Here is a 22,979-nt window from a genome sequence, read left to right as displayed (position 1 = left end):
AAAATGGAAACAACAAAATGGTTACTCGACTCTGCACACAGTGAATTGACTTTCAAAATCAAACATCTTATGATCAGTAGCATTTCCGGTGCGTTCAAGAATTTTAGCGCAAAGGTGGAAACCGAAGAAATGGATTTCAGTAAGGCGAATATTAATCTCACTGTCGAAATGAATTCTATTTCTACCAATAATGAACAACGGGATGAGCACTTGCGCAGTTCAGATTTTTTTGAAGTGGAAAAATTCCCTCAGCTAAAGTTTACATCTACTGAAATTGAACAAATAGACGATGAATCGTTTAACCTGCATGGAAATTTGACCATGAAAGGCGTTACAAAACCAGTAAAGCTTAATATGGAATTTAATGGAATAATGAAAGATCCACAAGGGCAAGAAAAAGCAGGATTCTTGGTGAGCGGAAAAATTAATCGCAGCGATTGGGGAATTAACCTTAATGTCGCATTGGAAACCGGCGGATTGATGCTCGGAGAAGATGTAAGAATCCAATGCGAGGTACAATTTATTAAGCAAGAAATCAATGTGCCGGTAGGATGATTTATGGAAGTCAAACCTTCAAAATCTATAAACCTTGAAGGTTTCTATATGCAAAAAAACAAAAGGAACGAACTAAAAATAAAATGAAAAAGACAATAGGAATTATCGGAGCAGGTAATATTGGCAAGACAGTTGCAGCACACTTGTTAAAAAAAGGGTACTCTGTAAAAATCAGTAACAGCAAACATCCTGACTCATTAAAGGAAACCATTCTACAGTTAGGAAATGGTGCAACGGCGGTTACTGCTACTGAAGCAGCGCAAGAAGACATTGTTCTCTTAGCATTGCCGTGGATACAAGTAAAAGCACTGACACCAATTGCAAATTGGAACAATAAAATTGTAATTGATGCCACCAACCATTTTATAACACCTGATTTTCAGGTTGCAGATTTAGGCAACCGTTCTTCCAGCGAGGTGGTACAGGATTACCTTCCGGGTGCAAGAATAGTAAAAGCATTCAACACACTTTACTTTAAAATACTTGAAGAGAATCCGGTTGTAGCAAATGGACATCGTGTACTTTTTATGTCGGGTGATGACCAAGAAGCCAAGGTGCAGTTGAGTGATATGATAAGGGATATCGGCTTTGCCCCAGTTGACTTAGGTTCATTATCTGTTGGCGGTAAACTTCAACAGGCAAAAGGTGCTTTATCACTTGTGAATTTTATCAAACTATAATTCAACAATAGTTCGTTAAAAACTTAAGCGGCAATAAGCAAGATTACAAGAAACTCACAATTTCCTCTACCTTTGCCTTATGGCCGGTATTTACATCCACATCCCTTTTTGCAAACAAGCATGCCACTATTGTGACTTTCACTTTTCAACCTCTTTAAAATACAAAGAAGAGCTGCTTTCAGCGCTGCAAAAAGAGTTAATCCTACGTAAAGGTTACCTTAAAGAACAATCCATAGAAAGTATTTACTTAGGCGGTGGTACACCTTCTCTCCTTTCAGCTAGTGAAACTAATCATTTGTTAGATACAATCTACACTCATTTTAATGTTGCACCCAACCCGGAAATTACCATAGAAGCCAATCCGGATGATCTGACAAAAGAAAAAGTAAGGGAGCTAAGAGAGTCACTCATCAATCGATTCAGCATTGGGGTTCAATCCTTTTTCGAAGAAGACTTACGTTGGATGAATCGTGCACACAATGCCCAGGAAGCAGAATCTGCCATAAAAAGAGTCCAAGATGCCGGATTTGAAAATATAACTGCCGATCTTATTTACGGATACCCATTGCTTACTAATCAAAAATGGATAAACAATATCCAGCATATCATCGATCTAAACATACCTCATCTCTCTGCCTATAGCATGACTATTGAACCTCAAACAGCCTTAGCCAGTTTTATCAATAAGGGAGTTCAGAAGCCAATGAACGAAGGGCAAAGCGCCGATCAGTTTCTCATATTAACAGAAATGATTACCAATAATGGCTTCGAACAATACGAAATCTCAAACTATGCTAGAAACGAACGCTACTCCAAACACAACACCAACTACTGGAAAGGAGTTCCTTATTTAGGAATCGGGCCATCTGCCCATTCGTTTGATGGTACAAGCAGACAATGGAATATCGCTAACAATACAAAATACATCTCTGCTATCATCGATGGTAAAATCCCAATGGAACAAGAGATATTGACAGAAGCAGATAAATTCAATGAATATATCATGACTTCCTTACGCACAAAATGGGGCATTGACACACATTACTTAAACCAACACTTTCCCTCAGAATTTATGGAAGCTATGTATGAGTATTTGCCTAAATACATAGGAGAAGAGAAAATAAAGCAAGAGGAGAACATTTACACTTTAACCCAAAAGGGTAAATTATTGGCAGATCAAATAGCATCTGAGTTTTTTATAACCAATTAAGCTAATTACTTTTCTACAATTTGGTTAATACATCAAATACCCTCTAAGTCCAAATTTAACTATCCTTTTTTAAAATATTGAAACATGTATTTCTTTAAAGAAAACATGATTACCCTTTCATTGTTTTTTAACCTTTAGTTAACATACCCAATCTTCCTCCGATATGCTGTAGTATTAAATAAACTGCCAAGAAATATCCCAATACTCTGCCTTACAATTCATTATATAAATAAATATTGACCTTTATAACTATCGTTGCATATACAAAAATATTTTTTAAAATAAATTTGCAATATCAACCAATTACGTAACTTAGGTGATACAATCATATAAAATCGGAACTAAACCAAGAACTATATGAATAAACCTATCCACCACTCCAATTAATTCTTAATTTATAAACCATTTAAATCGATAATCATGAAGAAAGCCAAACAGTTTTCTAACGTTAATCTTTTTAATAAAAGAATAACGTTAAAGCAATCGTCGTGGATTCTTAGTGCCCTCTTACTCTTGAGTAACACAACACTAGCAATACCGCACTCAATTCCCTACAATCTCCATTCTATAGAATGGAATTCGAATAAACATCAGGATAAAATCATTACAGGAACCGTTAGAGATGCGAATTCGAACACTCCTTTAGCTGGAGCCACCATTAAGGTATTAGGAAAAGCCTCAGTTACCTCAACCAATGAATCTGGTGCTTTCGAAATCGGCGCTACAGTAAATGATGTTTTGGAAGTCAGTTATGTTGGTTATCTAAAAACTGAAATAACAGTTACTACAACCACTAGCAACCTTAACATTAATTTGACAGAAGACATCAGCAACTTGGAAGAGATCGTTGTAACAGGATACAGCACGCAGCTAAAGAAAGACCTAACAGGCTCTGTCGCTGTCGTTAATGTTACTCAATTAAAAAGCACACCTGCTGCCAGTGCTGTTGAATCTCTACAAGGACGCGCCACAGGTGTACAGGTTGTCACTGATGGTGCGCCAGGGTCCACCCCTCAAATCAAAATTCGAGGATTTAGTACAATTAACAACAACGAACCGCTTTATATTATTGATGGAGTACCCTTTGAAGGTAAACTAAGTTGGTTGAACCAAAATGACGTAGAATCGATGCAAGTATTAAAAGATGCGTCCGCTGCCTCTATTTATGGTGCACGTGCAAATAACGGTGTAGTCATTATTACCACCAAAACTGGAAAGATTGGGAAACCCCAAATTAATTTTGATTCTTATTATGGCGTTCAAGTTCCTAAAACCAATTCATTTCCGAAGATGATGACGCCTCAACAAGTATTGGATTTAGATAATATGTTGAATGGAACAAGTGAAACCTTGCCTGAATATTTACTGGCAGGAGGTATTTCAGGAAACAACATTACCTCATCAGATGCGGATATGTCTAAGTATAATTACGATGGGAAAGACAGAGCCTCATTTTACCAAATCACAAAAGCCAATCAAGCGGGCACGAAATGGTTTGACGAATTATCCCAAAATGCTCCTACTCAATCCTATCAAATCAGTGCTACTGGTGGAAGCGAGAATGCTACTTATGCAATGTCTGGAGGTTATTTAGGTCAAAAGGGTTCCTTAATCCATACCGGATTCGAGAAATTCAATATTCGAACTAATTCACAATTCAAAGGATTTGATGGTAAACTAAGAATTGGAGAAAACTTACAATACAGTTATACCGAAGGATTCGGTATGGGGGTTAATCCAAATGTCGCTGGAGATTACCAAGGTGAAGGCAGTGTATTGGGATTTGCATATCGTATTCAAAACATCATACCAGTGTATGATGAGGGCGGACATTTTGCTGGATCATACGGTGGCTGGGGAAATGGCGAAAACCCAGTAGCTATAGCTTACCGCGCAAAGGACGATAAAAACAGAAGTAATTTCTTTTTTGGGAACGCGTTTGCGGAATATGATCTCATCCCTGAACTAATGTTGAGAAGTAATTTCGGAATGCGCTATGAAAACTATAACGGTATCAACCTGACTTATCCTAACCCCGAATTTTCTGAAGGAAGTTTCAATAATGGTATGAGCGAATATCAAGGGTACTTTACTGAATGGACTTGGACAAATACCTTAACATATAAACCTTATTTAGGAGATCAACATAGCTTAAGTATTTTAGCAGGTACAGAAGCCATTAAAAGTCGAGGAAGAGATCTTTCCGGTAACAGAAATGGCTATTTCACGTTAAGCAGCTTAGACTATTTCTACTTAAATGCAGGTACCTCAAACATTGGAAATGCGAGCTCTGGGTCAGTAGGTTCTATGTTTTCAATTTTCGGCAAGGCTGACTATTCGTTCATGGATCGCTATTTATTAAGCGTTACGGTCAGACGCGATGGTTCTTCAAACTTTGGTTCTGCTAACTTATATGGAACATTCCCTGGAGTAAGTGGCGCCTGGCGTATTTCCCAAGAAGAGTTTATGCAAGATGTAAGCTGGTTAACTGATTTAAAAATACGTGCAGGATATGGCATTACCGGTAACCAACGCATCCCTGGTTATCAATACCTGAACCGCTTTGCTTCTTCTTTGACATCCTCTTCTTATCCAATAGGTGGAACAACAGAGTCAGGAATTTGGCAAAGTTCATATGCGAATGAAGATGTAAAATGGGAACAAGTTAAATCATTAAACTTAGGATTTGACTTTACCATCTTGGAAGGAGATATTGATGGGTCGTTCGATTGGTATGATAAGACAACTGATGATATGTTGTATCGATTACCATTGCCAGCAATTGCAGTAGGCCGTGCCGAATCGCCTTATGTCAATATCGGCAGTATGAATAACAAAGGTGTAGAGTTCTCTTTAGCTTATCACTATGGCCATCGTCAAGGTAATCCTTTCACCCTAGATCTAGCCGCCAACATATCAAAAAACAACAATAAAATCGTTTCTTTAGCACCTTCTGTAGATCAGCAAATCTTCGGAGCCTTTAGAAGTATGGAAACATCTATTCTAAAAGTTGGACAACCTTATGCTTCCTTTTTTGGATATAAAACGGTTGGCATTTACCAAGATGCGAATGACGTTGCAAATAACCCATCATATCCTGGCGCCAGACCTGGAGGTTTAAAATATGCCGACATTAATGATGATGAAGTTATCGATGCAGCTGACAGAACAATTATTGGCAATCCGCATCCGGATTTTGTATACTCGTTTAATATTAACACTTCTTATAAGGATTTTGACTTAATGATGTATTTGTATGGATCGCAAGGAAATGACTTATATGAAGCTACTCGATATTTTACGGACTTCGGTGTGTTTAAAGGACAGAAGAGTACTCGATTATTAGATGCCTGGAGCCCTACCAATACAGGAAGCGCTACCCCTTCGATTACCAATGAAGCTGCAGCGGAAGAATATGCTTCTTCAAGTTATTATATTCAAGATGGTAGCTTTATGAAGTTAAAAAATATACAACTGGGTTATAACATTCCAGCACAAAAAATATTTGGAAACAATTCTTCTTTTACCAAACTAAGGGTTTATATGGGAGTTACTAATGTCTTTGCTCTTACTAAATATGAAGGTTTGGATCCAGAGATTTCAGCAACAAGTTCAGATTATCCTGCATTAGGAGTAGATTTTGGTATCTACCCACAAGCAAGACAATATATGCTTGGTTTAAGTTTAGGGTTCTAAGAAGAAATATTGATTTTTAATTCTAGAAATAAGAAAATGAAAAAGATACATATATTATCCATAATTGTGGCCGGAATGCTGGTAGCAACTTCTTGTGGCAAGGAGTTTCTACAAAAGCTGCCACAAGGACAACTTTCCGAGCCTCAAGTCGCAAGTAAAGATGGAGTAGAGGCAGAATTATTAGGAGCCTATGGTATTCTAAATGGAAATATTAGCGGCTCATGGGGAAATTATGCAGCCGCTCCCAGTCAATGGCTTTTTGGCGAAGTAGCCTCTGACAATGCCCATAAAGGTTCGGAGCAGACTGATCAGCCCAATATGAACATGATCGAAAACTACACCTCTAACAGTGCAAACGACAATTTAAGCACCATGTGGCAGGTTTACTATGAAGGAGTGTTAAGAGCCAACAGCACTCTCAAATTATTAAAAGCAGATCAAGAAGGGGCGAAACAAATCACTTCAGCAAGAGCAACCGAAATTCAGGGTGAAGCGAGGATGCTTAGAGCACACTATTACTTCTACCTGTGGCGCATCTTCAAAAACATTCCCTTCATTGATGAGAATACTACACTAGATGAGGCAAAAGTAAAACCGAATAATGAAGATATCGTACCGAAAATCATTGATGATTTAAAATTTGCAATAGACAATTTACCTACTACAAAAATCAATGGTCAATCCGGTCGTATGGACAAAAACATCGCAAAAGCCTATTTAGGTAAAGTATATCTCTACCAAAAGAAATGGGGCGAAGCTTTGCCGTTGTTCACAGATGTTTTAGGTGGAAAAGATATCACAACAATGCCATTTGAAAACAACTTTGACGTAACCAAAGAAGATGGTGCTGAAAGATTAATGGTTTCAAAACATGCAATCAATTCAAATGGTGATGCTGACAATGCGAATGTTGGCGATATGTTAAGCGGTCTATACGGTAGCTCTCCAGTGGGTTGCTGCGGATTCTATCAACCAACTATCGACCTGGTAAATGCTTATAAGGTTGATAACAACGGTCTGCCTTTATTAGATAACTCCTACAGAACCAATGAATACAAGTCAGATTTAGGGTTAGCTGGAGCAGCTAAGACCAATTATAAATTAGACACTACTTTAGCCTTCGACCCTAGACTAGACTATACCGTTGGTAGAAGAGGTGTAATGTATTTAGATTATGGTGTAATGCCAGGAGACGCTTGGATTCGCGATGCCACATATGCAGGTCCATTTGTAGGCATGAAAACAATGATTCCACAAAGTCAATTTGCTGCACATGCAGTTCCTGGACAAAATTATGTTACAGATTTAGATGTGAGCATTATTCGTCTGGCTGATGTAGTATTGATGGCTGCAGAATGTAATATAGAGCTTAATAATTTGCCAACAGCTTTAAACCTGATAAACAGCATTCGTAACCGCGCTGCTAAGCTTGCTCCTAAAAAGACACGCTATGGAAACAATGCAGCTAAATATTCAGTAAAACCTTACACCTCCTTTCCTAATCAAGACTATGCTCGCAAGGCTTTACGTTTCGAGAGAAGGTTGGAACTAGCGATGGAAGGTCATCGTTTCTTCGATCTGGTAAGATGGGGTATTGCTAAACAAGCCCTCGAAAGCTACTCATCCTTTGAAGGCAGTTTACTTCCTGCTTATAAGGATTTAGTATTTAATTCAAATAATGAATACTGGCCAATTCCGCAAAGTGAAATTGATAGAAGCAATAACACCTTAGAACAAAATTAGGTCTAAGAATTATAGCTTTTATAATTTATTAGAACAGCCTGCAAATGCAGGCTGTTCTTCATTTAGGAATATTAATCCAAGAAAATCATATTCACAGAATATGCTCCTCTATATAATCTAATATCCGATCTGTTGCTCCGGCCTGCTGCTGAACATAGCCAACAGCCCGATTTCCTGCTTCAATACGAACCTGATAATCCATTAACTCTTCAACTACCGATATCAACTCCCTTCCATTGGTAATAAAGAAAGCAGCCCTGGCTTGTATTAAATCCTTTGCTTCTTGAAACTTCTGGAAATTTGGCCCGAAAATAACAGGCATTCCATAAGCTGCTGCTTCTAAGGTATTATGAATACCTGCACCAAAACCTCCTCCTATATAAGCTATATCACCATAACCATACAAAGAAGACAGCATCCCTATGTTATCGACAATCAATACCGGCGATTTATGTTCAGGAATCAAATCAGCTTCCGTATCTGTATCCTGATAGGCTAAATCCATATCAATATTTCTCTTCTTCTGATTCTCGCTTTCCAAATGCCGCTTATGCATATAATCGCTTAGGTCCGAAAACAAAATACCCGAAGAAAACACATCGCATGCATATTTAATATTTTGAGGAGTAATATCGTGAGGAGCAATGATTATCTTCCAATCGGGAAAAACCTGATGAAAAGTTAACAGGCGTTCCAGATCTTGGGGCCAGGTACTACCTGCCACCAAAACCCGATTCCCTGTAGCGAAATAAGAAATAACTGGTAATTCGCGCACAGTCTTTGCAATCTCTACCACCCGATCAAAACGCGTATCACCAGATAAGGTGACATTGTTAAATCCAATGGATCGAAGCAACACAACACTTTCCTGGTTTTGAACAAAGAAATGTGTAACACAAGATAGCATCTTTCGAAAGATACCACCATACCATTTAAAGAACACTTGATCTGCTCTAAAAATAGAAGACACCATAAATAAAGGAATCTCTCTTTGTTTTAATTCCCTAAAGTAGAAATACCAGAAATCATACTTCGTAAAGAAGACAATCTCAGGATTAATAAGGTCAATAAATCTTTTCGCATTGAAAGCAGAATCTGCAGGCAAATAAAACACATGATCAGCTAGCGAAAAATTCTTACGGGTTTCATAACCAGAAGGAGAAAAGAATGTGATAAGAATCAACCTATCCGGAAAAAGCTTCTTGTATTTTTCTAATACAGACCGCCCTTGTTCAAACTCGCCCAATGAAGCAAAATGAAACCAGGTATGTTTTTTTGTTGAATCAACCTCTTCTCTTATTTTTTCAAAAAGACCTTTACGGCCTTCCGCCCATTTCTTTGCTTTACCACCGAAAACTGCAGCAATCCAAATAAGTAAATGAAATAAATAAATACCAATGCTATAAATAAAAGTCATAAAATGAGCTTATATAAAAATGCTATTGAAAGAATAGCTAAAATACGACATGTTTCTAGAAATTTGCTATTTGTTTTTAGCAAATTAATTACCTTCGTCAAAGGTAATCTTTAAATTAAATATAGAATGGGAAGGAAACGTATACTTATAACTGGTGCTGCAGGCTTCCTGGGTTCACACTTATGTGATCGATTTATAAAAGAAGATTTCCATGTAATGGGAATGGATAATCTTATCACAGGAGATATAAGAAATATTGAACACCTGTTTCCTCTAGAAAATTTCAATTTCTATAATCATGATGTATCCACTTTCGTACATGTACCCGGCGAACTTGATTATATCTTGCATTTTGCATCTCCGGCAAGTCCGATTGATTATCTGAAAATTCCTATCCAAACATTAAAAGTAGGATCCTTAGGAACTCATAATCTTCTAGGTTTAGCACGCTCAAAAAAAGCCAGGATTCTCGTTGCATCCACTTCCGAAGTATATGGCGATCCTACCGTTAGTCCACAAAGCGAAGACTATTGGGGAAATGTAAATCCTGTAGGTCCTAGAGGAGTGTACGATGAAGCTAAACGCTTTCAGGAAGCTATTACAATGGCCTATCATACTTTTCATAAATTAGAAACAAGAATTGTACGTATATTCAATACATACGGTCCAAGAATGCGCTTAAATGACGGACGAGTATTGCCTGCTTTTATCGGTCAGGCGCTTCGTGGCGAAGATCTTACCATATTTGGTGATGGTAAGCAAACACGTTCCTTTTGCTATGTCGATGATCAGGTGGAAGGTATATTTCGTCTATTAATGAGCGATTATCCCTATCCGGTTAACATCGGTAATCCCGATGAAATAACCATCAATCAGTTTGCTGAGGAAATTATTAAACTAACAGGAACAAAACAAAAGGTAGTTCATCAAGACCTGCCAATCGACGATCCCAAGCAACGTCGCCCTGACATCACAAAAGCAAAAGAACTTTTAGGCTGGGCTCCAAAGGTGAGCAGAGAAGAAGGCTTGAAAATCACCTATCAATATTTTAAATCTTTACCTCAAAGAGAAATCAATCATAAAGATTTTACCTATTATAACAAATAAAAGCCTTATACAGACATGAAGAAAATTTTGGTTACCGGAGGAACAGGGTATATAGGATCTCACACTGTAGTTGAGTTATTCGAAGCCGGTTATACTCCAATCATTATTGACAATCTATCCAATTCAAGCATTGGAGTCTTAGATCAGATTAAAAAGATAACTGGTATAAAGCCAGAATTTCACAACCTGGATCTCTGTGACGAAAAACAAGTCAAAGACTTCATTAATAAAAATCCGGATATTGAAGGTGTAATCCATTTTGCAGCTTCAAAAGCAGTAGGTGAATCTGTAGAAAAACCATTAAAATACTATCACAACAATCTATTCTCACTTATAAACTTACTGAACGCTTTTTCTGATCGCAAAGTTAACTTCGTATTTTCATCCAGTTGTACTGTCTATGGCCAACCAGATGAATTGCCTGTAACAGAAGCAGCTGAAGTCAAAAAAGCTGAATCTCCTTATGGAAACACCAAGCAAATAGCCGAAGAAATTCTAAAAGAAACAGCTACCAGCAATCCAAATTTCAATATTCTTTCTTTACGTTATTTCAATCCGGTAGGTGCCCATAAAAGTGCTTTAATAGGTGAGCTGCCTTTAGGTGTGCCCCAAAACCTCGTACCTTTTATAACACAAACAGCCATTGGTAAAAGAGAGAAAATTACCGTTTATGGAGATGACTATAATACAGCAGATGGCTCGGCTATACGTGATTATATTCACGTAGTAGATCTTGCAAAAGCACACGTTGCCGCTCTTAAATACTTAAACGAAAATACCATAACTGATCATTACGACGTTTTCAATATCGGAACCGGCAACGGCTATTCAGTATTAGAAGTGATCCGCGCTTTCGAAAACACCACGAATGTGAAACTTAATTACGAAATTGGTGAGCGAAGAAGCGGCGATATTGAGCAAGTTTGGGGTGATATAACAAAATCTAAGCAAAAGCTTGGTTGGACAGCCAAACTTGGAATTGAAGAAATGATGCGCTCTGCCTGGGCATGGGAAGTTTACTTAAGGGATGAAAATCCATTTGAATTATAAAAAAATGAAGAAAATTATCGTTACTGGTGGTGCCGGATTTATAGGATCACATGTTGTTAGAAGAATGGTCAATACTTATCCAGATTATGAGATCATCAACCTAGACCTGCTAACTTATGCCGGAAATCTTGAAAATTTAAAAGACATTGAAGATAAGCCTAATTATCGTTTTATAAAGGGAGATATTGTAGATGCCAGCTTCATCGAAAAACTATTTGAAGAAGAGAATCCTTACGGAGTTATCCACCTGGCAGCAGAGTCGCATGTAGACCGATCCATCAGCAATCCCATTGAATTTGTAATGACCAATGTTATTGGTACAGTAAATCTATTAAATGCTGCACGCAATACATGGAAAGGAAATTATGATAAGCATCGCTTCTATCACGTTTCAACCGACGAGGTATACGGTGCTTTAGGTGATAGCGGTTTATTTACTGAAGAAACAAGCTACGATCCACATTCTCCTTATTCTGCTTCAAAGGCAAGTTCAGATCATTTTGTCAGAGCTTATCACGATACCTATGGAATGGATATCGTGATCTCAAATTGCTCAAACAACTACGGATCACATCATTTTCCTGAAAAACTAATTCCACTATCCATCAATAACATCAAACACAGAAGATCCATCCCTATTTACGGAAAAGGTGAAAATGTTCGCGATTGGCTATGGGTAGAAGATCATGCACGCGCTATTGATGTAATCTTCCATAAGGCAGCAACCGGTACTACTTACAATATCGGAGGAAATAATGAGTGGAAAAACATTGATTTGATCTATCTATTATGTTCAATAATGGATAAAAAGCTAAATAGACAAGAAGGAGAATCTGCCTCTCTTATTACGTTCGTTCAAGACCGTGCCGGACATGATCTGCGCTATGCGATCGACTCTACAAAATTGCAACGTGATCTGGGCTGGAAACCTAGCATAACCTTTGAAGAAGGACTTGAGAAGACAGTCGATTGGTTTTTAGAGAATGAAGAATGGTTAGATAATGTAACCAGCGGTAATTACCTGGCCTACTATAAGAAACAATACAGTTAATAAAAACCTTTACTCGTATCTTAAGGCTTCAACAGGATCCAAGCTTGAAGCCTTAGATGCAGGGTAATATCCTGATATTACTCCAACTAGAATACAAACCGCGATTCCCATAACCATCCACATCCAAGGAATAAGAAAACTTGCCCCCAAGAGCAATGCCACACCGTTTCCTATAATCAACCCCAGTAAAATACCTGCTACCCCACCCATCATACAAATCACAATAGCTTCTGTTAAAAACTGCTGCCGTATAAGATGAGGCGTTGCGCCAATTGCCTTCCTTAAACCTATTTCACGTGTTCGTTCGGTAACTGAAACCAGCATAATATTCATCAACCCGATGGATGCACCTATCAGCGTAATTAAACCAATAACAACCGCTCCCAGGGTAACATAAGTAAGGTTACTCAATAAAACCTGGGCAATGGCATCACTCTTCGTAATTTCAAAATTACTTTCCTCCGTGGCACTCAAATTACGTATCTTCCGGAATAAAGCTGTCGCCTCCCCAATCGTTGCCTCCGTCATATTGGGCACGGTATTCATAACTGTAATAACATACGAAGGAATACCTCCGGTTATTAAGGCTCTTCCTTTCACCAGTGGTATAATTGTAGTATTATCTCCTCCAAGCCCGGAACTTGCACCCTTACTCTCCAATACTCCAATCACAGTAAAACGGGTACCACCAATCGTTATAATTTTATTAATAGGATCCTCGTTTTCTGTAAACAAGCTTTCCTGTATTTTTGCACCAATAATTACAACATTGCTTCCTAAATCAAGTTCTCGTTCTGTAAAATTCCGACCGAGACCAAGCTTATATCCGCCAGTTTCTAAGAAATTGATGTCAGATCCTTGAACACTAATATTAGGATTAGTTTTTTTACTCTCAAACTTAACAGTAGCACCACCACTCACCCGAACATTAACAGAAACAAGTGCCGGAAAATCAAATCGCTCAGTAAAAGCAACAGCATCCTGGTAAGTTATATTCGGATAGTCTTTTGGCTGCGTACCTTGTCCGCCAATACGGATATTTAATCCACGGTTACGAATGGTAAAAGAGTTAGAGCCTAAAGCTGAGAAAGATTCAGTTAAAGAAGTTTGTATAGCATCAATAGATGTCAATATACCTACTAAGGCGGTGATCCCAATAGCAATAATTAAAGCTGTCAGAAACGTACGTAAGCGATTCGCATTAATAGATTGCAGTGAAATTTTAATCGTTTCACGTTGAGACATCTTTACCGCCATAATAATCGTTGTTTTATCTTAGACAGATCTAATTAAGGAATGTTACAAATTAAAGAAGGTTCGCAATCGTATTTCTTAGGAGGGTTTATCACCACTCATTAATTCAAAGATAGTTATCTCAGGTAAAATTCCAACACGGCCAGGATAACCTAAGAAGCCATAACCGGTATTGACATAGAGCTGTTGTTTATTTTCCTGGTATAAACCTGCCCATTCTTTATAGAGGTATTGAACAGGGCTCCATTGAAAGCTCTTTAATCGAACACCAAATTGCATACCATGTGTATGTCCGCTAAACATAGCGTCAATTTCAGGATAAGAAAGAACTTGAGCCCGCCAGTGAGAAGGATCGTGAGAAAGCAGCAATTTAACAGGCACATCTTCACTGCCCTTAAGTGCTTTATCTAAATCACCATACTTAGGGAAACGAAATCCTGCGCCCCAATTCTCAATACCGATAATGCCTATTTCTTCATTATCAACTTTAATCTTCCTGTTTTCATTCAAAAGCAGATCCCAACCCATTTCATGGTGGCTTTGCTTTAATAATTCTAAATTTCTGGACTTAGCGGCAGATGGCTCCAAACCAAAATGATATTCTCCATAATCGTGATTACCCAAAATTGAATAAACACCCAAAGGAGCTTTCACTTTACTAAATATATCTTTATAATCTCCTAGCTCAGATGCCAGGTTATTCACCAAATCTCCTGTAAAAAATACCACATCCGGTTTCTCTGCTAATAGCATATCTACACCACCCTGAACGGCTACTTTATTATAGAAACTTCCAGAATGGATGTCAGATACCTGACCGATCTTCATTCCAAGAAACGCCTTTGGCAGATTAGGCAAATAGAGCTTTTGCCTGCGTATACGATAATCGTAAGCTCCTGAAACAATACCCCAGGTTAAGGTAGTAAAAGGCACAGCGGCCAATACAATTCCAGATTTAGCTAAAAAGTCAGACCGGGATATTTTGCTCTTTCCTTTTTCAACAACAACTTTATTTTCAACAATAACTTCATCTTGTGCATTCTTCCTCCTAATAACCTTTCTGCTTAGCCAAACCCCACCTCTTCGAATATCATCGATGATCATGATCAATGCAAAAACAAACTTGGTAGCAAAGGTTATAAAAAGAGCAACTAGAATAACAGAACGAAGATCAAGCCGTACATCAAAGAAAATTGTACTCAATAAGCCTAAATATAAAACAGCAGAATACCCCCACCATAAAACAGTAAAGATTTTACTTCTTGCCCATTTAATCTTGGTAGCTCTTAAAGCCGTATAAATATATACATCAAGTAAAATGAGTATAATGGAACTTAATATGATAGGACTCATCCGCATCTTTCTTTTTCGAGATTTTAATTTAGATAGATCGTACCAGGGAATGTTACAAAAGAAATGCCAGTCACGTTTCTAGCTTGGGATAAGCGTATTATTCTCTTGCTTTACGATAAAACCTTTCAAGACTTCTATCCAACGAGGGTCGCTATTTAAACTTTCTACTAATTGAACTTTCTCTCCTCCTGCCGCAACAAATTCTTCATGGTATTCAACTGTAATCTCATAAAGTGTTTCAAGACAATCAGCAACAAAAGCCGGACAAAAAACTAATAAGCGCTTTTTACCTTCCAGGGCTTTTTCATGAATGATATCACTGGTAGAAGGAACTAACCAAGGCTCTTTACCCAAACGGGATTGAAAGCTTATGGTATATTGATCACGTGTAAGACCCAAATTCTCAGCAATCAATTTAGCCGTATCATAGGACTGTGCAGAATAGCAAAAGTGATTTTTATCATTATAAGTCTGACAACAAGATTTATCTTGTAAGCAGTGTGTTTTAGAATCATCAGCTTTAATTAACTGGCGCTGAGGTAGGCCATGAAAACTAAAAAGGATGTGGTCATAGTTCTCAATGCCGTGTTTACGACCATTGTCAGCAAAAATCTGAATCATATCAGGATGATTGTGAAACGAACTAATAAAGCTAATATCTGGAATAACCAGCCATTTGCTTACAATCTCCATCACTTTCTGATGAACCGAACCAGTAGATGCTGAAGCATATTGTGGAAATAAAGGAATTACCTGAATAGACTTTACCTTTTGAGCCCTTAATTCATCCAAAGCACTCTGAATACTCGGATTTTGATAGCGCATCCCAAATGCAACCACATATTCATCGCCCAGGCTTTCTTGTAATAATCTTTTATTTTCCAAGCCATAAATAAGCAATGGAGAACCTTCCTCTGTCCAGACTTCTTTATATATTTTAGCAGATTTAGGCGCTCGGAAAGGAACAATAAGACCTCTAACCAACAGGTTTCTGGGTATAGGCTTAATATCAATTACACGTCCATCCATTAAAAACTCATCAAGATAACGACGAACGTCAGGCACAGATGGACTATCAGGTGTCCCAAGATTTACAAGTAAGATTCCTTTTTTCATTAATATATTACACAGAGATTTTTCCAAAGAAACAATTTACGAAATTACTACTTTCAAGATAGCATTGTATAGAGAAGGGCATTTTATGACGGTAAATCAATATTCCTTTAGAATATCACGTACTTTTTCCATCAGCCACATCGGCGTAGAGGTTGCTCCACAAATGCCAACTGTATCGTTCTCTTGAAATAATTCAGGTTTTAACTCTACAGGATCAGATATAAAATAGGTGTTTGGATTGCTCTTCAGGCAAACATCATAAAGAACTTTTCCGTTGGATGATTTCTTACCTGAAACAAACACAACCTTATCAAACTTCTCTGCAAAACTACCCAAATCTTCATAACGGCTCGAAACCTGGCGACAGATTGTATCATTCGCACGAACATTATATCCTCGGTTAATAAGTTCTTCTTTAATCTCGTAGAACTTATCTGTGCTCTTCGTCGTTTGACTATATAAGGTAATATTATGTGGTAATTCTACATGATCCAACTCACTGATATCTTGAAAAACCAAAGCCTCACTATTAGTCTGGCCTTGCAATCCGATCACTTCTGCGTGACCATGTTTTCCAAAAATGAGCACCTTCTCCTTCTCATCATAAGAAGTCTTGATACGGTTTTGAAGCTTTAAAACCACCGGACAAGAGGCATCAATCAATGTAATATCATTATCAAGGGCTATCTTATAGGTTTCCGGAGCTTCACCATGTGCCCGAATAAGCACCTTTTCATTATGTAAGTTAATCAGCTCTTCATGTCCTATAATCCGAAGACCTTTTTCTTTTAAACGAAGAACCTCTTCATCATTATGCACAATATCTCCCAAACAGTATAAATAGCCATCCTCTTCCAGTATCTCTTCTGCCATTTCAATGGCATAAACAACGCCAAAACAGAAGCCTGAGTCTTTATCTATTGATACATCTAAATTGTATTTCATACCACACAAAGATAAGAATTTGAAACTAATTTCTGCATGCCGGCTATTTCAGAGAATCCAACACCCTGAACATTTTTTGTCGCATAGATGATGCTCTACCTTCATGATTATTAACCAGAAAGGCAAATACCAAAGGTGTTCCATCCCTGGAGGTATGATAACCCGCATAACCCAAAACTCCATCTATAGTACCACTCTTCATCTTCATATTATTAACCAAAGGAATGTTCTCATAATAGCTATTAAACCAAGCTTGCTTTTTAGCTGCGTTCAGAACTTGAACCATAGCCAACGTACTGACCCTATTTTCAGGAGAAAGCCCACTGCCATCCATAATTTTTAAAGCACCTAAATCAATCCTCAATCTGCTTGCCCAAAACTTCTGCTCCCAGGCAGAAGCATCCGAAGTTTTAGTTGCAATGCTCTCATGAAAAGCAGCCGTTTTTAAAAGTGCTTCGCCATATAAATTAATACTTTCTTTTAAAAACCAATAAGACAATCGACCTAAATCAGGAGACAGATAACGATCTAATAATTTTGTATTCGTTGGTAAATCTTTACCTTCAGATTGCAATAAAAATGCTGTATTCACCTTTCCCTCAACAGCAATCCGCTGGTTGACCAAAGCAGCTTTCAGACTGGATGCAGCTTCGTATGCTCCATCTGGCAAAGAGATTTCAATTTCCTTATTTAAATCAATAGCATAAGTTCCTCTTAACATAATCTTAGATGAATAAGGCGCAGAATATGCATAAACCTGATCGCCGCTACCCGTAGACCCAATAGTTACCTCATTAATAATTTCTACATCTGAACTCATCGGCACCGTCCTTACAAAAGTTGCTTTATCTCCCACTCTACCTTTAGCAGCAAAAACAACCCGCATTTTATTCTCTTGCCAATTTAATGCAGAAACCCCGGCACCATAATATTGTCCCATATCAGACCAGATCCAGCCCTCCGGAGCCATCTGCCCTTTAAACATTGAATCGTCGGCAATGACCGTCCCGTTAATTTTCTTGATACCTGCTGCTTTTATGGCATCAGTCCACCTTTTCAACAAAACAGCTGCTTTCGTTTCTTGATAAAGATCACTCCCCAAAGAAGGATCACCAGTACCTTTAATGATAATATCTCCCTCTAAAACCCCATCTTTAATCACACCACTATACAACAGATCAGTTTCGTATCTAAAGTCCTTGCCCAAAACCTCATAAGCAGTAGCAAGCGTAATCACCTTTAATGTGGATGCCGGTGCCATTCCTAGGTTTTCATACTTATTATAGATAACTTCACCTGTACGAGCGTTCATAACAGTTAAAGAGGCGATACCATATTTCAGATCACGATCAGCTTCAAAAACAGTAAAAGATTTACTTATCTTTTCTGCTAAAGATTGTGAGAAAGCGTTAAACTGAAATGAGAAAAATAAAACTACAACCGCAAAGTAGACTTTCATAAAAGGAGGCTATTTTTTCTAGCTATAAAACTAATTAATTTTATAGCATATCCCAATATACAATCTTCTATGGATAACAAATAGCTTGTTTTACATAGTCAAGAGGTAAGACAGTTAATCTTTTAATATATCTGTGTTAAAACGGCCAAAAAAGCGCAGACACAACCCGAGGATCACCCGATAATAACTCAAGCATGTAAAGCAACTCTATACCATGTTATAAGCATGGTATATACATTAGGCATAGAAATTGCCTTATTAACCTGATTTTAAAAATATAGATCATGAATGTAAAACGAACCTTTGGAACAATCCTTACAATACTGGGCATTATTGGTTTAATATATGTGGGAGTACAGTTTGTTCAACGCAGTGAAGCTTATCGCGAATTAACTGTTGTCGGCGTAATTGGTATTATATTCTTCTTTTCAGGAATTGGCTTAGTCAGGAACACAAAAGACGAAGCTTAACTAGGTTAAGCGATCTTTAATAACCAGCGTATTTGCCAGTTTATCGTGCCAACATTGCTGTTTGCGGCTAAAGAAACCAGCGAAAAAGCCGATCCCTAAGCTAAGGAAACCAAGTATCTTGCAGATGTTTCTCCATAAAGATCTGGCAAAACCTATCGGCAAGCCTTTTGTGTCGCATACTTTAATTCGAAGAATTAACTTACCGATCGTTCCCTGATATTTCGAGCATTCTAAAAAGATAGTAGAAATAAATTGTATTGGAAAGATAGCCAATAAACCAATAAGAACATACATCGTTCTTGTAGAGCCGCTGGTAAAAGCTAGAATAGGCAATAGAATAAATATGCAATACAATGCAAAAGCAAAAAAGAAGTCGATTGCCCAGGCCAGCAAGCGAATATCCATGGTGGCAAAGTATTGAGGCAGGGTAATTTCATGTTTTACAGAAAGCAGCTTACTCAATTCAGGCAGTTCATGAATCTCATGAAAATCGTCGGCACCCTCTTCCTTTACAAAATCATTCGATTTTAGATTGAGGAGCTTAAGCTCCTCCAAAGAAAAAGGACCCTCAGGCTTTCCTTCTCTCACATAAAAATACTTCTGATTGCTCACCGGATTAATATCGTTTAACACTAAAACTTGACAAACCGCTTTCCATGTTTACAATAAACTTCTTATCGGTTGTATTGTAATTATCAGTAATGTAAGAACCATCTTGCTGCTTGTTAAAGCCTTGAAAATCCTGAGAGGATAAAGCAGATTTAGAAACAATTCTACAAGCTGCATCATTCGGGATATAGAGCTCAAAGCTTGCTAAACCACCCTTAAACTCGATGGCTGATTCAGCTTCAAAAGGCATGCCCATACGTATCTTTACACTGGAAACTCCTCCGTCAACATCTACTTTTCTTACTTTATAATTGCTCAGGTCAAAGTCGGCAGCACCTGCCCCGATCTTCAGATCAAGATCCCAAATCAGGTCTTTATTTAACCGGATATTTGCATTATTCTGGATATTGCTATCCTTAAGATCTACTTCCTCTTTACCACGCATTACAAAATCGATCGTGCTTTTTTCACCGTTGGTCTTATCTGAAAGTGAGAAGCTATTTGTATTACTTCTTGTTTCTGCATAGAAAAGCTTATCGGTGCCTTCATTAATGCGAAAGCTGATAGCTCCCCCTTCTATATTAAGGGTAGCCGACTTTATTCCCGGGTCTAAATCTCGTGAAAAAACAGCAGTACCATTCGTATTATCTGACCCAAAGTTTTGCTCCTCACCTACAGATTCTAAGCCTTTATAGGCAAAAAGCGCCAAGGTAGCAACGGTAGCAATAATCATAATATACTTGCTTTCCGGCTTGTAGGGAAGCATAAAGCTCAATCCTAATAATATTAAAAGAACAGGCCACAGGGAGAAAACCGCCAGCCAGTTAAAATCAATATAATCCAGGTTGGTAAGCAACAATATCAAACCAATAAACAGCACAATTAAGCCCCAGCTAATTCTTCTATTATTCATGACCTAGCATTTTATAATTTCTAATTGTTATAGATTGCCCTTAACAGGTTTAATAATTATTTCATCAACATTGGCTCCGGCACTCATATTTAATGCCGATATCAGCGCTTGAGCGATGTCTTCGGCCTGTACAAATTCTTCTTCCGGAATGGTTGTTCCTTCCCAGGAAGACGTTAAAGTAGAGCCGGGAATGATCTCTGTAACCTTTACATGATCATCCTTTAATTCCTTGCGTAATACAGCTGTTAGACCTGCCAAAGCATACTTTGTTACAGAATAAGAGCCTGCTGTAACCACAGCACTTCTGGAGGCAACGGAAGTAATCATAAAAATATGTCCGCTTTGATTTTCACGCATTTTTCGTCCAAAATGAACAGATAAAAGATGAGGTGTAAACACGTTTACCTGTATATGTTTAGCCAGCATATCTGCTGGTTCTTTTAGAAGATAACCCGGGATAAAAAGACCTACATTGTTTACCAATACATTAACTTGCAAAGAACCCTTATCTACCCATTGCAATAAGTCTTCTACCTGGGCAGGTTTTGAGAAGTCACAAGCTTGAATAAGAACATTTGCATCAGGGAAAACATTCTTAATATCATTTTGCAATTGCTCTAATGTATCTTGCTTTCTTGCACAAGCAATTAAAGTATATCCCTCTTTTACCAATGCAAATGATATTGCTTTACCCATACCTTTAGTAGCGCCGGTTACGAGTGCTACCTTATTTTTATTCAAACTCATTGTTCTTTTATTTGTTAACGAAAATACGAAAATAAAAAGGAAACGTTATATTTACGAGATATCCACATTATATGTTTTTTACAGACTTTGGCAAATACCTTCTTCTTATAAAATCGGTTTTTAAGAAACCAGAAAAATGGAGAATCTATTGGAAGGAGATTTTTCTAAGCATGGATAATATAGGAGTTGGCTCGCTGAGTTTGGTTGCCATTATATCTACCTTCATTGGAGCTGTAATGACGATGCAGATTGCCTTTCAATTAGTTTCTGATTTAATTCCTTCTTCTATTATCGGACAAATTAACCGCGATTCAAGTATTCTTGAATTAAGTCCGACGATAACTGCTTTGGTTCTTGCAGGTAAAGTGGGCTCATCCATTTCATCACAAATAGGCTCTATGCGTGTATCTGAACAGATTGATGCCTTAGAAATTATGGGAATCAATGCTCCAGGATATTTAATCCTTCCTAAAATAATTGCTGGAATTACGATGGTTCCCTTATTGGTTATTGTTTCGATTTTCCTGGCTATTTTTGGTGGACTAGCTGGTGGTGCTATATCGGGTGCTGTAACTCCAGCCGATTATATTATGGGTATTACAGGCGATTTTAACGGCTATACAGTTACGGTTGCCATGGTGAAGGCTTTCGTTTTTGGCTTTGTAATAACTTCTATTTCTGCCTACCAGGGTTTCTATGTTCGTGGAGGTTCTTTAGAAGTAGGATTGGCAAGTACAAAAAGCGTAGTAGTAAGCTGTATAACAATATTGGCATGTGATTATATTATCACTGCCCTCATGCTTTAAACATTGAAGCTTCTAATTAAATTTGAATTAAATGATTGAAGTATCTGATATCTACAAGTCTTTTGGAGAAAATGAAGTTTTAAAAGGTATTTCAGCAAATTTTGAGCCCGGCAAAATCAGCTTGATCATAGGAGGCTCAGGATCGGGCAAGAGTACACTTTTAAAATGTATGGTAGGATTGCATCATCCTGATTCAGGTAAAGTAATCTATAACGGCACAGAGTTTACCAGGCTATCATTTGAAGATAGGATTCCGATTCGAAAGGAAATAGGAATGCTTTTTCAGAACTCTGCTCTTTTTGACTCCATGACCGTTGAACAAAACATCATCTTTTCATTGGAGATGTTTACAGATATGAGCAAAAGCGAAAAGATTGACCGTGCAAACTTCTGTTTGGAACGGGTAGATTTGGCTGGCACAAACGCTCTTTATCCATCGGAACTTTCCGGAGGGATGAAGAAGCGGGTAGGAATAGCACGAGCAATTACCATGACACCTAAATATCTTTTCTGTGATGAGCCCAACTCGGGGCTCGACCCTCAAACATCCATCCTTATTGATGAATTAATTCAGGAGCTAACAGATGAATTTAATACAACTACGGTTGTTGTTACGCATGACATGAGTTCGGTAATGGGAATTGGTGACTATATTTTATTCCTTTACCAGGGAAAGAAAAACTGGGAAGGCTCTAATAAAGAAATAGCGCATACTGATATTAAAGAACTCAATGAGTTCGTATTTGCAAGTCCGTTTATGAAAGTGGCGAAGAAAAGTTTTTAAGTAAGATTGCATAG

At 37.8% G+C, this 22,979-nt stretch carries 19 protein-coding genes and 1 pseudogene; 11 read left to right on the top strand and 9 right to left on the bottom strand.

The window, feature by feature from the left end; translation table 11 throughout:
- Nucleotides 1-3 precede the first annotated feature (3 nt).
- The 5 genes and pseudogenes from C8N28_RS09805 (at nucleotide 4) to C8N28_RS09785 (ending at nucleotide 7,884) form a co-directional block, all read left to right on the top strand.
- On the top strand, nucleotides 4-555 hold the full coding sequence (locus C8N28_RS09805; RefSeq protein ID WP_132224327.1) for a YceI family protein: 552 nt from the start codon (nucleotides 4-6) through the stop codon (nucleotides 553-555).
- Nucleotides 556-620: 65 nt separating this feature from the next.
- A pseudogene (locus C8N28_RS09800) lies at nucleotides 621-1,235 on the top strand (NADPH-dependent F420 reductase); the annotation flags it as partial.
- Between the two features lie 79 nt (nucleotides 1,236-1,314).
- Entirely contained in the window at nucleotides 1,315-2,445 is a 1,131-nt protein-coding gene (gene hemW / locus C8N28_RS09795; protein WP_132224323.1) for a radical SAM family heme chaperone HemW, read from the top strand.
- A 420-nt stretch (nucleotides 2,446-2,865) separates the two neighbouring features.
- The gene (locus C8N28_RS09790; protein WP_132224321.1) at nucleotides 2,866-6,141 is read left to right on the top strand and encodes a SusC/RagA family TonB-linked outer membrane protein; all 3,276 of its coding nucleotides are present in this window, start codon (nucleotides 2,866-2,868) and stop codon (nucleotides 6,139-6,141) included.
- Nucleotides 6,142-6,177: 36 nt separating this feature from the next.
- Complete coding sequence (locus C8N28_RS09785; protein ID WP_132224319.1) at nucleotides 6,178-7,884, top strand: RagB/SusD family nutrient uptake outer membrane protein; 1,707 nt, start codon at nucleotides 6,178-6,180, stop codon at nucleotides 7,882-7,884.
- Nucleotides 7,885-7,975: 91 nt separating this feature from the next.
- On the opposite strand, the gene C8N28_RS09780 is transcribed toward C8N28_RS09785, so the two are convergent.
- A complete protein-coding gene (locus C8N28_RS09780) occupies nucleotides 7,976-9,301 on the bottom strand; it encodes a 3-deoxy-D-manno-octulosonic acid transferase (RefSeq protein ID WP_132224317.1) in 1,326 nt (441 codons plus the stop codon).
- Nucleotides 9,302-9,427: 126 nt separating this feature from the next.
- Between C8N28_RS09780 and C8N28_RS09775 the strand changes: the two genes are divergently transcribed.
- The 3 genes from C8N28_RS09775 to rfbB are packed head-to-tail and all read left to right on the top strand — an operon-like array spanning nucleotide 9,428 to nucleotide 12,509.
- Nucleotides 9,428-10,408 carry a UDP-glucuronic acid decarboxylase family protein gene (locus C8N28_RS09775; RefSeq protein ID WP_132224315.1) on the top strand — a complete coding sequence of 327 codons (981 nt, stop codon included), beginning with the start codon at nucleotides 9,428-9,430 and terminating at the stop codon, nucleotides 10,406-10,408.
- Nucleotides 10,409-10,423: 15 nt separating this feature from the next.
- Nucleotides 10,424-11,458, top strand: coding sequence for a UDP-glucose 4-epimerase GalE (gene galE / locus C8N28_RS09770; protein WP_132224313.1), 1,035 nt, complete (start codon nucleotides 10,424-10,426; stop codon nucleotides 11,456-11,458).
- A 4-nt stretch (nucleotides 11,459-11,462) separates the two neighbouring features.
- Nucleotides 11,463-12,509 carry a dTDP-glucose 4,6-dehydratase gene (rfbB, locus tag C8N28_RS09765; RefSeq protein WP_132224311.1) on the top strand — a complete coding sequence of 349 codons (1,047 nt, stop codon included), beginning with the start codon at nucleotides 11,463-11,465 and terminating at the stop codon, nucleotides 12,507-12,509.
- A 9-nt stretch (nucleotides 12,510-12,518) separates the two neighbouring features.
- On the opposite strand, the gene C8N28_RS09760 is transcribed toward rfbB, so the two are convergent.
- From C8N28_RS09760 to dacB, 5 genes are all read right to left on the bottom strand, one after another.
- Nucleotides 12,519-13,766: an ABC transporter permease gene (locus tag C8N28_RS09760; protein ID WP_132224309.1), complete on the bottom strand. Its 1,248-nt coding sequence runs from the start codon at nucleotides 13,764-13,766 to the stop codon at nucleotides 12,519-12,521.
- 75 nt (nucleotides 13,767-13,841) lie between these two features.
- Nucleotides 13,842-15,122, bottom strand: coding sequence for a metallophosphoesterase (locus tag C8N28_RS09755; RefSeq protein ID WP_132224307.1), 1,281 nt, complete (start codon nucleotides 15,120-15,122; stop codon nucleotides 13,842-13,844).
- 72 nt (nucleotides 15,123-15,194) lie between these two features.
- The gene (gene hemH / locus C8N28_RS09750; protein WP_132224305.1) at nucleotides 15,195-16,232 is read right to left on the bottom strand and encodes a ferrochelatase; all 1,038 of its coding nucleotides are present in this window, start codon (nucleotides 16,230-16,232) and stop codon (nucleotides 15,195-15,197) included.
- Between the two features lie 96 nt (nucleotides 16,233-16,328).
- Nucleotides 16,329-17,177 (bottom strand): 4-hydroxy-3-methylbut-2-enyl diphosphate reductase, encoded by an 849-nt coding sequence (locus C8N28_RS09745; protein WP_132224303.1) that lies wholly within the window; start codon nucleotides 17,175-17,177, stop codon nucleotides 16,329-16,331.
- A 43-nt stretch (nucleotides 17,178-17,220) separates the two neighbouring features.
- Nucleotides 17,221-18,636 (bottom strand): D-alanyl-D-alanine carboxypeptidase/D-alanyl-D-alanine endopeptidase, encoded by a 1,416-nt coding sequence (gene dacB, locus C8N28_RS09740; RefSeq protein WP_132224301.1) that lies wholly within the window; start codon nucleotides 18,634-18,636, stop codon nucleotides 17,221-17,223.
- 284 nt (nucleotides 18,637-18,920) lie between these two features.
- Here dacB and C8N28_RS09735 point away from each other — a divergent pair, with 284 nt between their 5' ends.
- Nucleotides 18,921-19,106 (top strand): hypothetical protein, encoded by a 186-nt coding sequence (locus tag C8N28_RS09735; RefSeq protein WP_132224299.1) that lies wholly within the window; start codon nucleotides 18,921-18,923, stop codon nucleotides 19,104-19,106.
- Here the strand turns inward: C8N28_RS09735 and C8N28_RS09730 are convergent, their stop codons facing one another.
- The 3 genes from C8N28_RS09730 to C8N28_RS09720 are packed head-to-tail and all read right to left on the bottom strand — an operon-like array spanning nucleotide 19,107 to nucleotide 21,375.
- Nucleotides 19,107-19,718 carry an RDD family protein gene (locus C8N28_RS09730; protein ID WP_132224297.1) on the bottom strand — a complete coding sequence of 204 codons (612 nt, stop codon included), beginning with the start codon at nucleotides 19,716-19,718 and terminating at the stop codon, nucleotides 19,107-19,109.
- A gap of 4 nt (nucleotides 19,719-19,722) precedes the next feature.
- Nucleotides 19,723-20,628: a LiaI-LiaF-like domain-containing protein gene (locus C8N28_RS09725; RefSeq protein ID WP_132224295.1), complete on the bottom strand. Its 906-nt coding sequence runs from the start codon at nucleotides 20,626-20,628 to the stop codon at nucleotides 19,723-19,725.
- A 27-nt stretch (nucleotides 20,629-20,655) separates the two neighbouring features.
- Entirely contained in the window at nucleotides 20,656-21,375 is a 720-nt protein-coding gene (locus tag C8N28_RS09720; protein ID WP_132224293.1) for an SDR family oxidoreductase, read from the bottom strand.
- A gap of 71 nt (nucleotides 21,376-21,446) precedes the next feature.
- On the opposite strand from C8N28_RS09720, the gene C8N28_RS09715 reads away from it, so the two are divergent.
- Together C8N28_RS09715 and C8N28_RS09710 are read left to right on the top strand one after the other, a co-directional pair.
- Entirely contained in the window at nucleotides 21,447-22,181 is a 735-nt protein-coding gene (locus C8N28_RS09715; RefSeq protein ID WP_132224291.1) for an MlaE family ABC transporter permease, read from the top strand.
- A gap of 31 nt (nucleotides 22,182-22,212) precedes the next feature.
- Nucleotides 22,213-22,965 (top strand): ABC transporter ATP-binding protein, encoded by a 753-nt coding sequence (locus tag C8N28_RS09710; protein ID WP_132224289.1) that lies wholly within the window; start codon nucleotides 22,213-22,215, stop codon nucleotides 22,963-22,965.
- The last annotated feature ends 14 nt before the right edge of the window (nucleotides 22,966-22,979 follow it).

This window comes from Albibacterium bauzanense, from assembly GCF_004339765.1.
In the GTDB taxonomy this organism is placed as follows: Bacteria; Bacteroidota; Bacteroidia; order Sphingobacteriales; family Sphingobacteriaceae; genus Albibacterium; species Albibacterium bauzanense.
This window is presented reverse-complemented; position numbering and strand designations above follow the sequence as displayed.

Excerpts from the sequence above, each read along its gene's own strand:
- C8N28_RS09775 (WP_132224315.1), top strand. The coding sequence starts at position 9,428 with ATGGGAAGGAAACGTATACTTATAACTGGTGCTGCAGGCTTCCTGGGT.
- C8N28_RS09780 (WP_132224317.1), bottom strand. The coding sequence starts at position 9,301 with ATGACTTTTATTTATAGCATTGGTATTTATTTATTTCATTTACTTATT.
- hemH (WP_132224305.1), bottom strand. The coding sequence starts at position 16,232 with ATGAAAAAAGGAATCTTACTTGTAAATCTTGGGACACCTGATAGTCCA.
- C8N28_RS09745 (WP_132224303.1), bottom strand. The coding sequence starts at position 17,177 with ATGAAATACAATTTAGATGTATCAATAGATAAAGACTCAGGCTTCTGT.
- rfbB (WP_132224311.1), top strand. The coding sequence starts at position 11,463 with ATGAAGAAAATTATCGTTACTGGTGGTGCCGGATTTATAGGATCACAT.
- C8N28_RS09760 (WP_132224309.1), bottom strand. The coding sequence starts at position 13,766 with ATGGCGGTAAAGATGTCTCAACGTGAAACGATTAAAATTTCACTGCAA.
- C8N28_RS09805 (WP_132224327.1), top strand. The coding sequence starts at position 4 with ATGGAAACAACAAAATGGTTACTCGACTCTGCACACAGTGAATTGACT.
- galE (WP_132224313.1), top strand. The coding sequence starts at position 10,424 with ATGAAGAAAATTTTGGTTACCGGAGGAACAGGGTATATAGGATCTCAC.
- C8N28_RS09755 (WP_132224307.1), bottom strand. The coding sequence starts at position 15,122 with ATGCGGATGAGTCCTATCATATTAAGTTCCATTATACTCATTTTACTT.
- C8N28_RS09785 (WP_132224319.1), top strand. The coding sequence starts at position 6,178 with ATGAAAAAGATACATATATTATCCATAATTGTGGCCGGAATGCTGGTA.
- C8N28_RS09710 (WP_132224289.1), top strand. The coding sequence starts at position 22,213 with ATGATTGAAGTATCTGATATCTACAAGTCTTTTGGAGAAAATGAAGTT.
- C8N28_RS09725 (WP_132224295.1), bottom strand. The coding sequence starts at position 20,628 with ATGAATAATAGAAGAATTAGCTGGGGCTTAATTGTGCTGTTTATTGGT.
- hemW (WP_132224323.1), top strand. The coding sequence starts at position 1,315 with ATGGCCGGTATTTACATCCACATCCCTTTTTGCAAACAAGCATGCCAC.
- dacB (WP_132224301.1), bottom strand. The coding sequence starts at position 18,636 with ATGAAAGTCTACTTTGCGGTTGTAGTTTTATTTTTCTCATTTCAGTTT.
- C8N28_RS09720 (WP_132224293.1), bottom strand. The coding sequence starts at position 21,375 with ATGAGTTTGAATAAAAATAAGGTAGCACTCGTAACCGGCGCTACTAAA.
- C8N28_RS09715 (WP_132224291.1), top strand. The coding sequence starts at position 21,447 with ATGTTTTTTACAGACTTTGGCAAATACCTTCTTCTTATAAAATCGGTT.
- C8N28_RS09790 (WP_132224321.1), top strand. The coding sequence starts at position 2,866 with ATGAAGAAAGCCAAACAGTTTTCTAACGTTAATCTTTTTAATAAAAGA.
- C8N28_RS09735 (WP_132224299.1), top strand. The coding sequence starts at position 18,921 with ATGAATGTAAAACGAACCTTTGGAACAATCCTTACAATACTGGGCATT.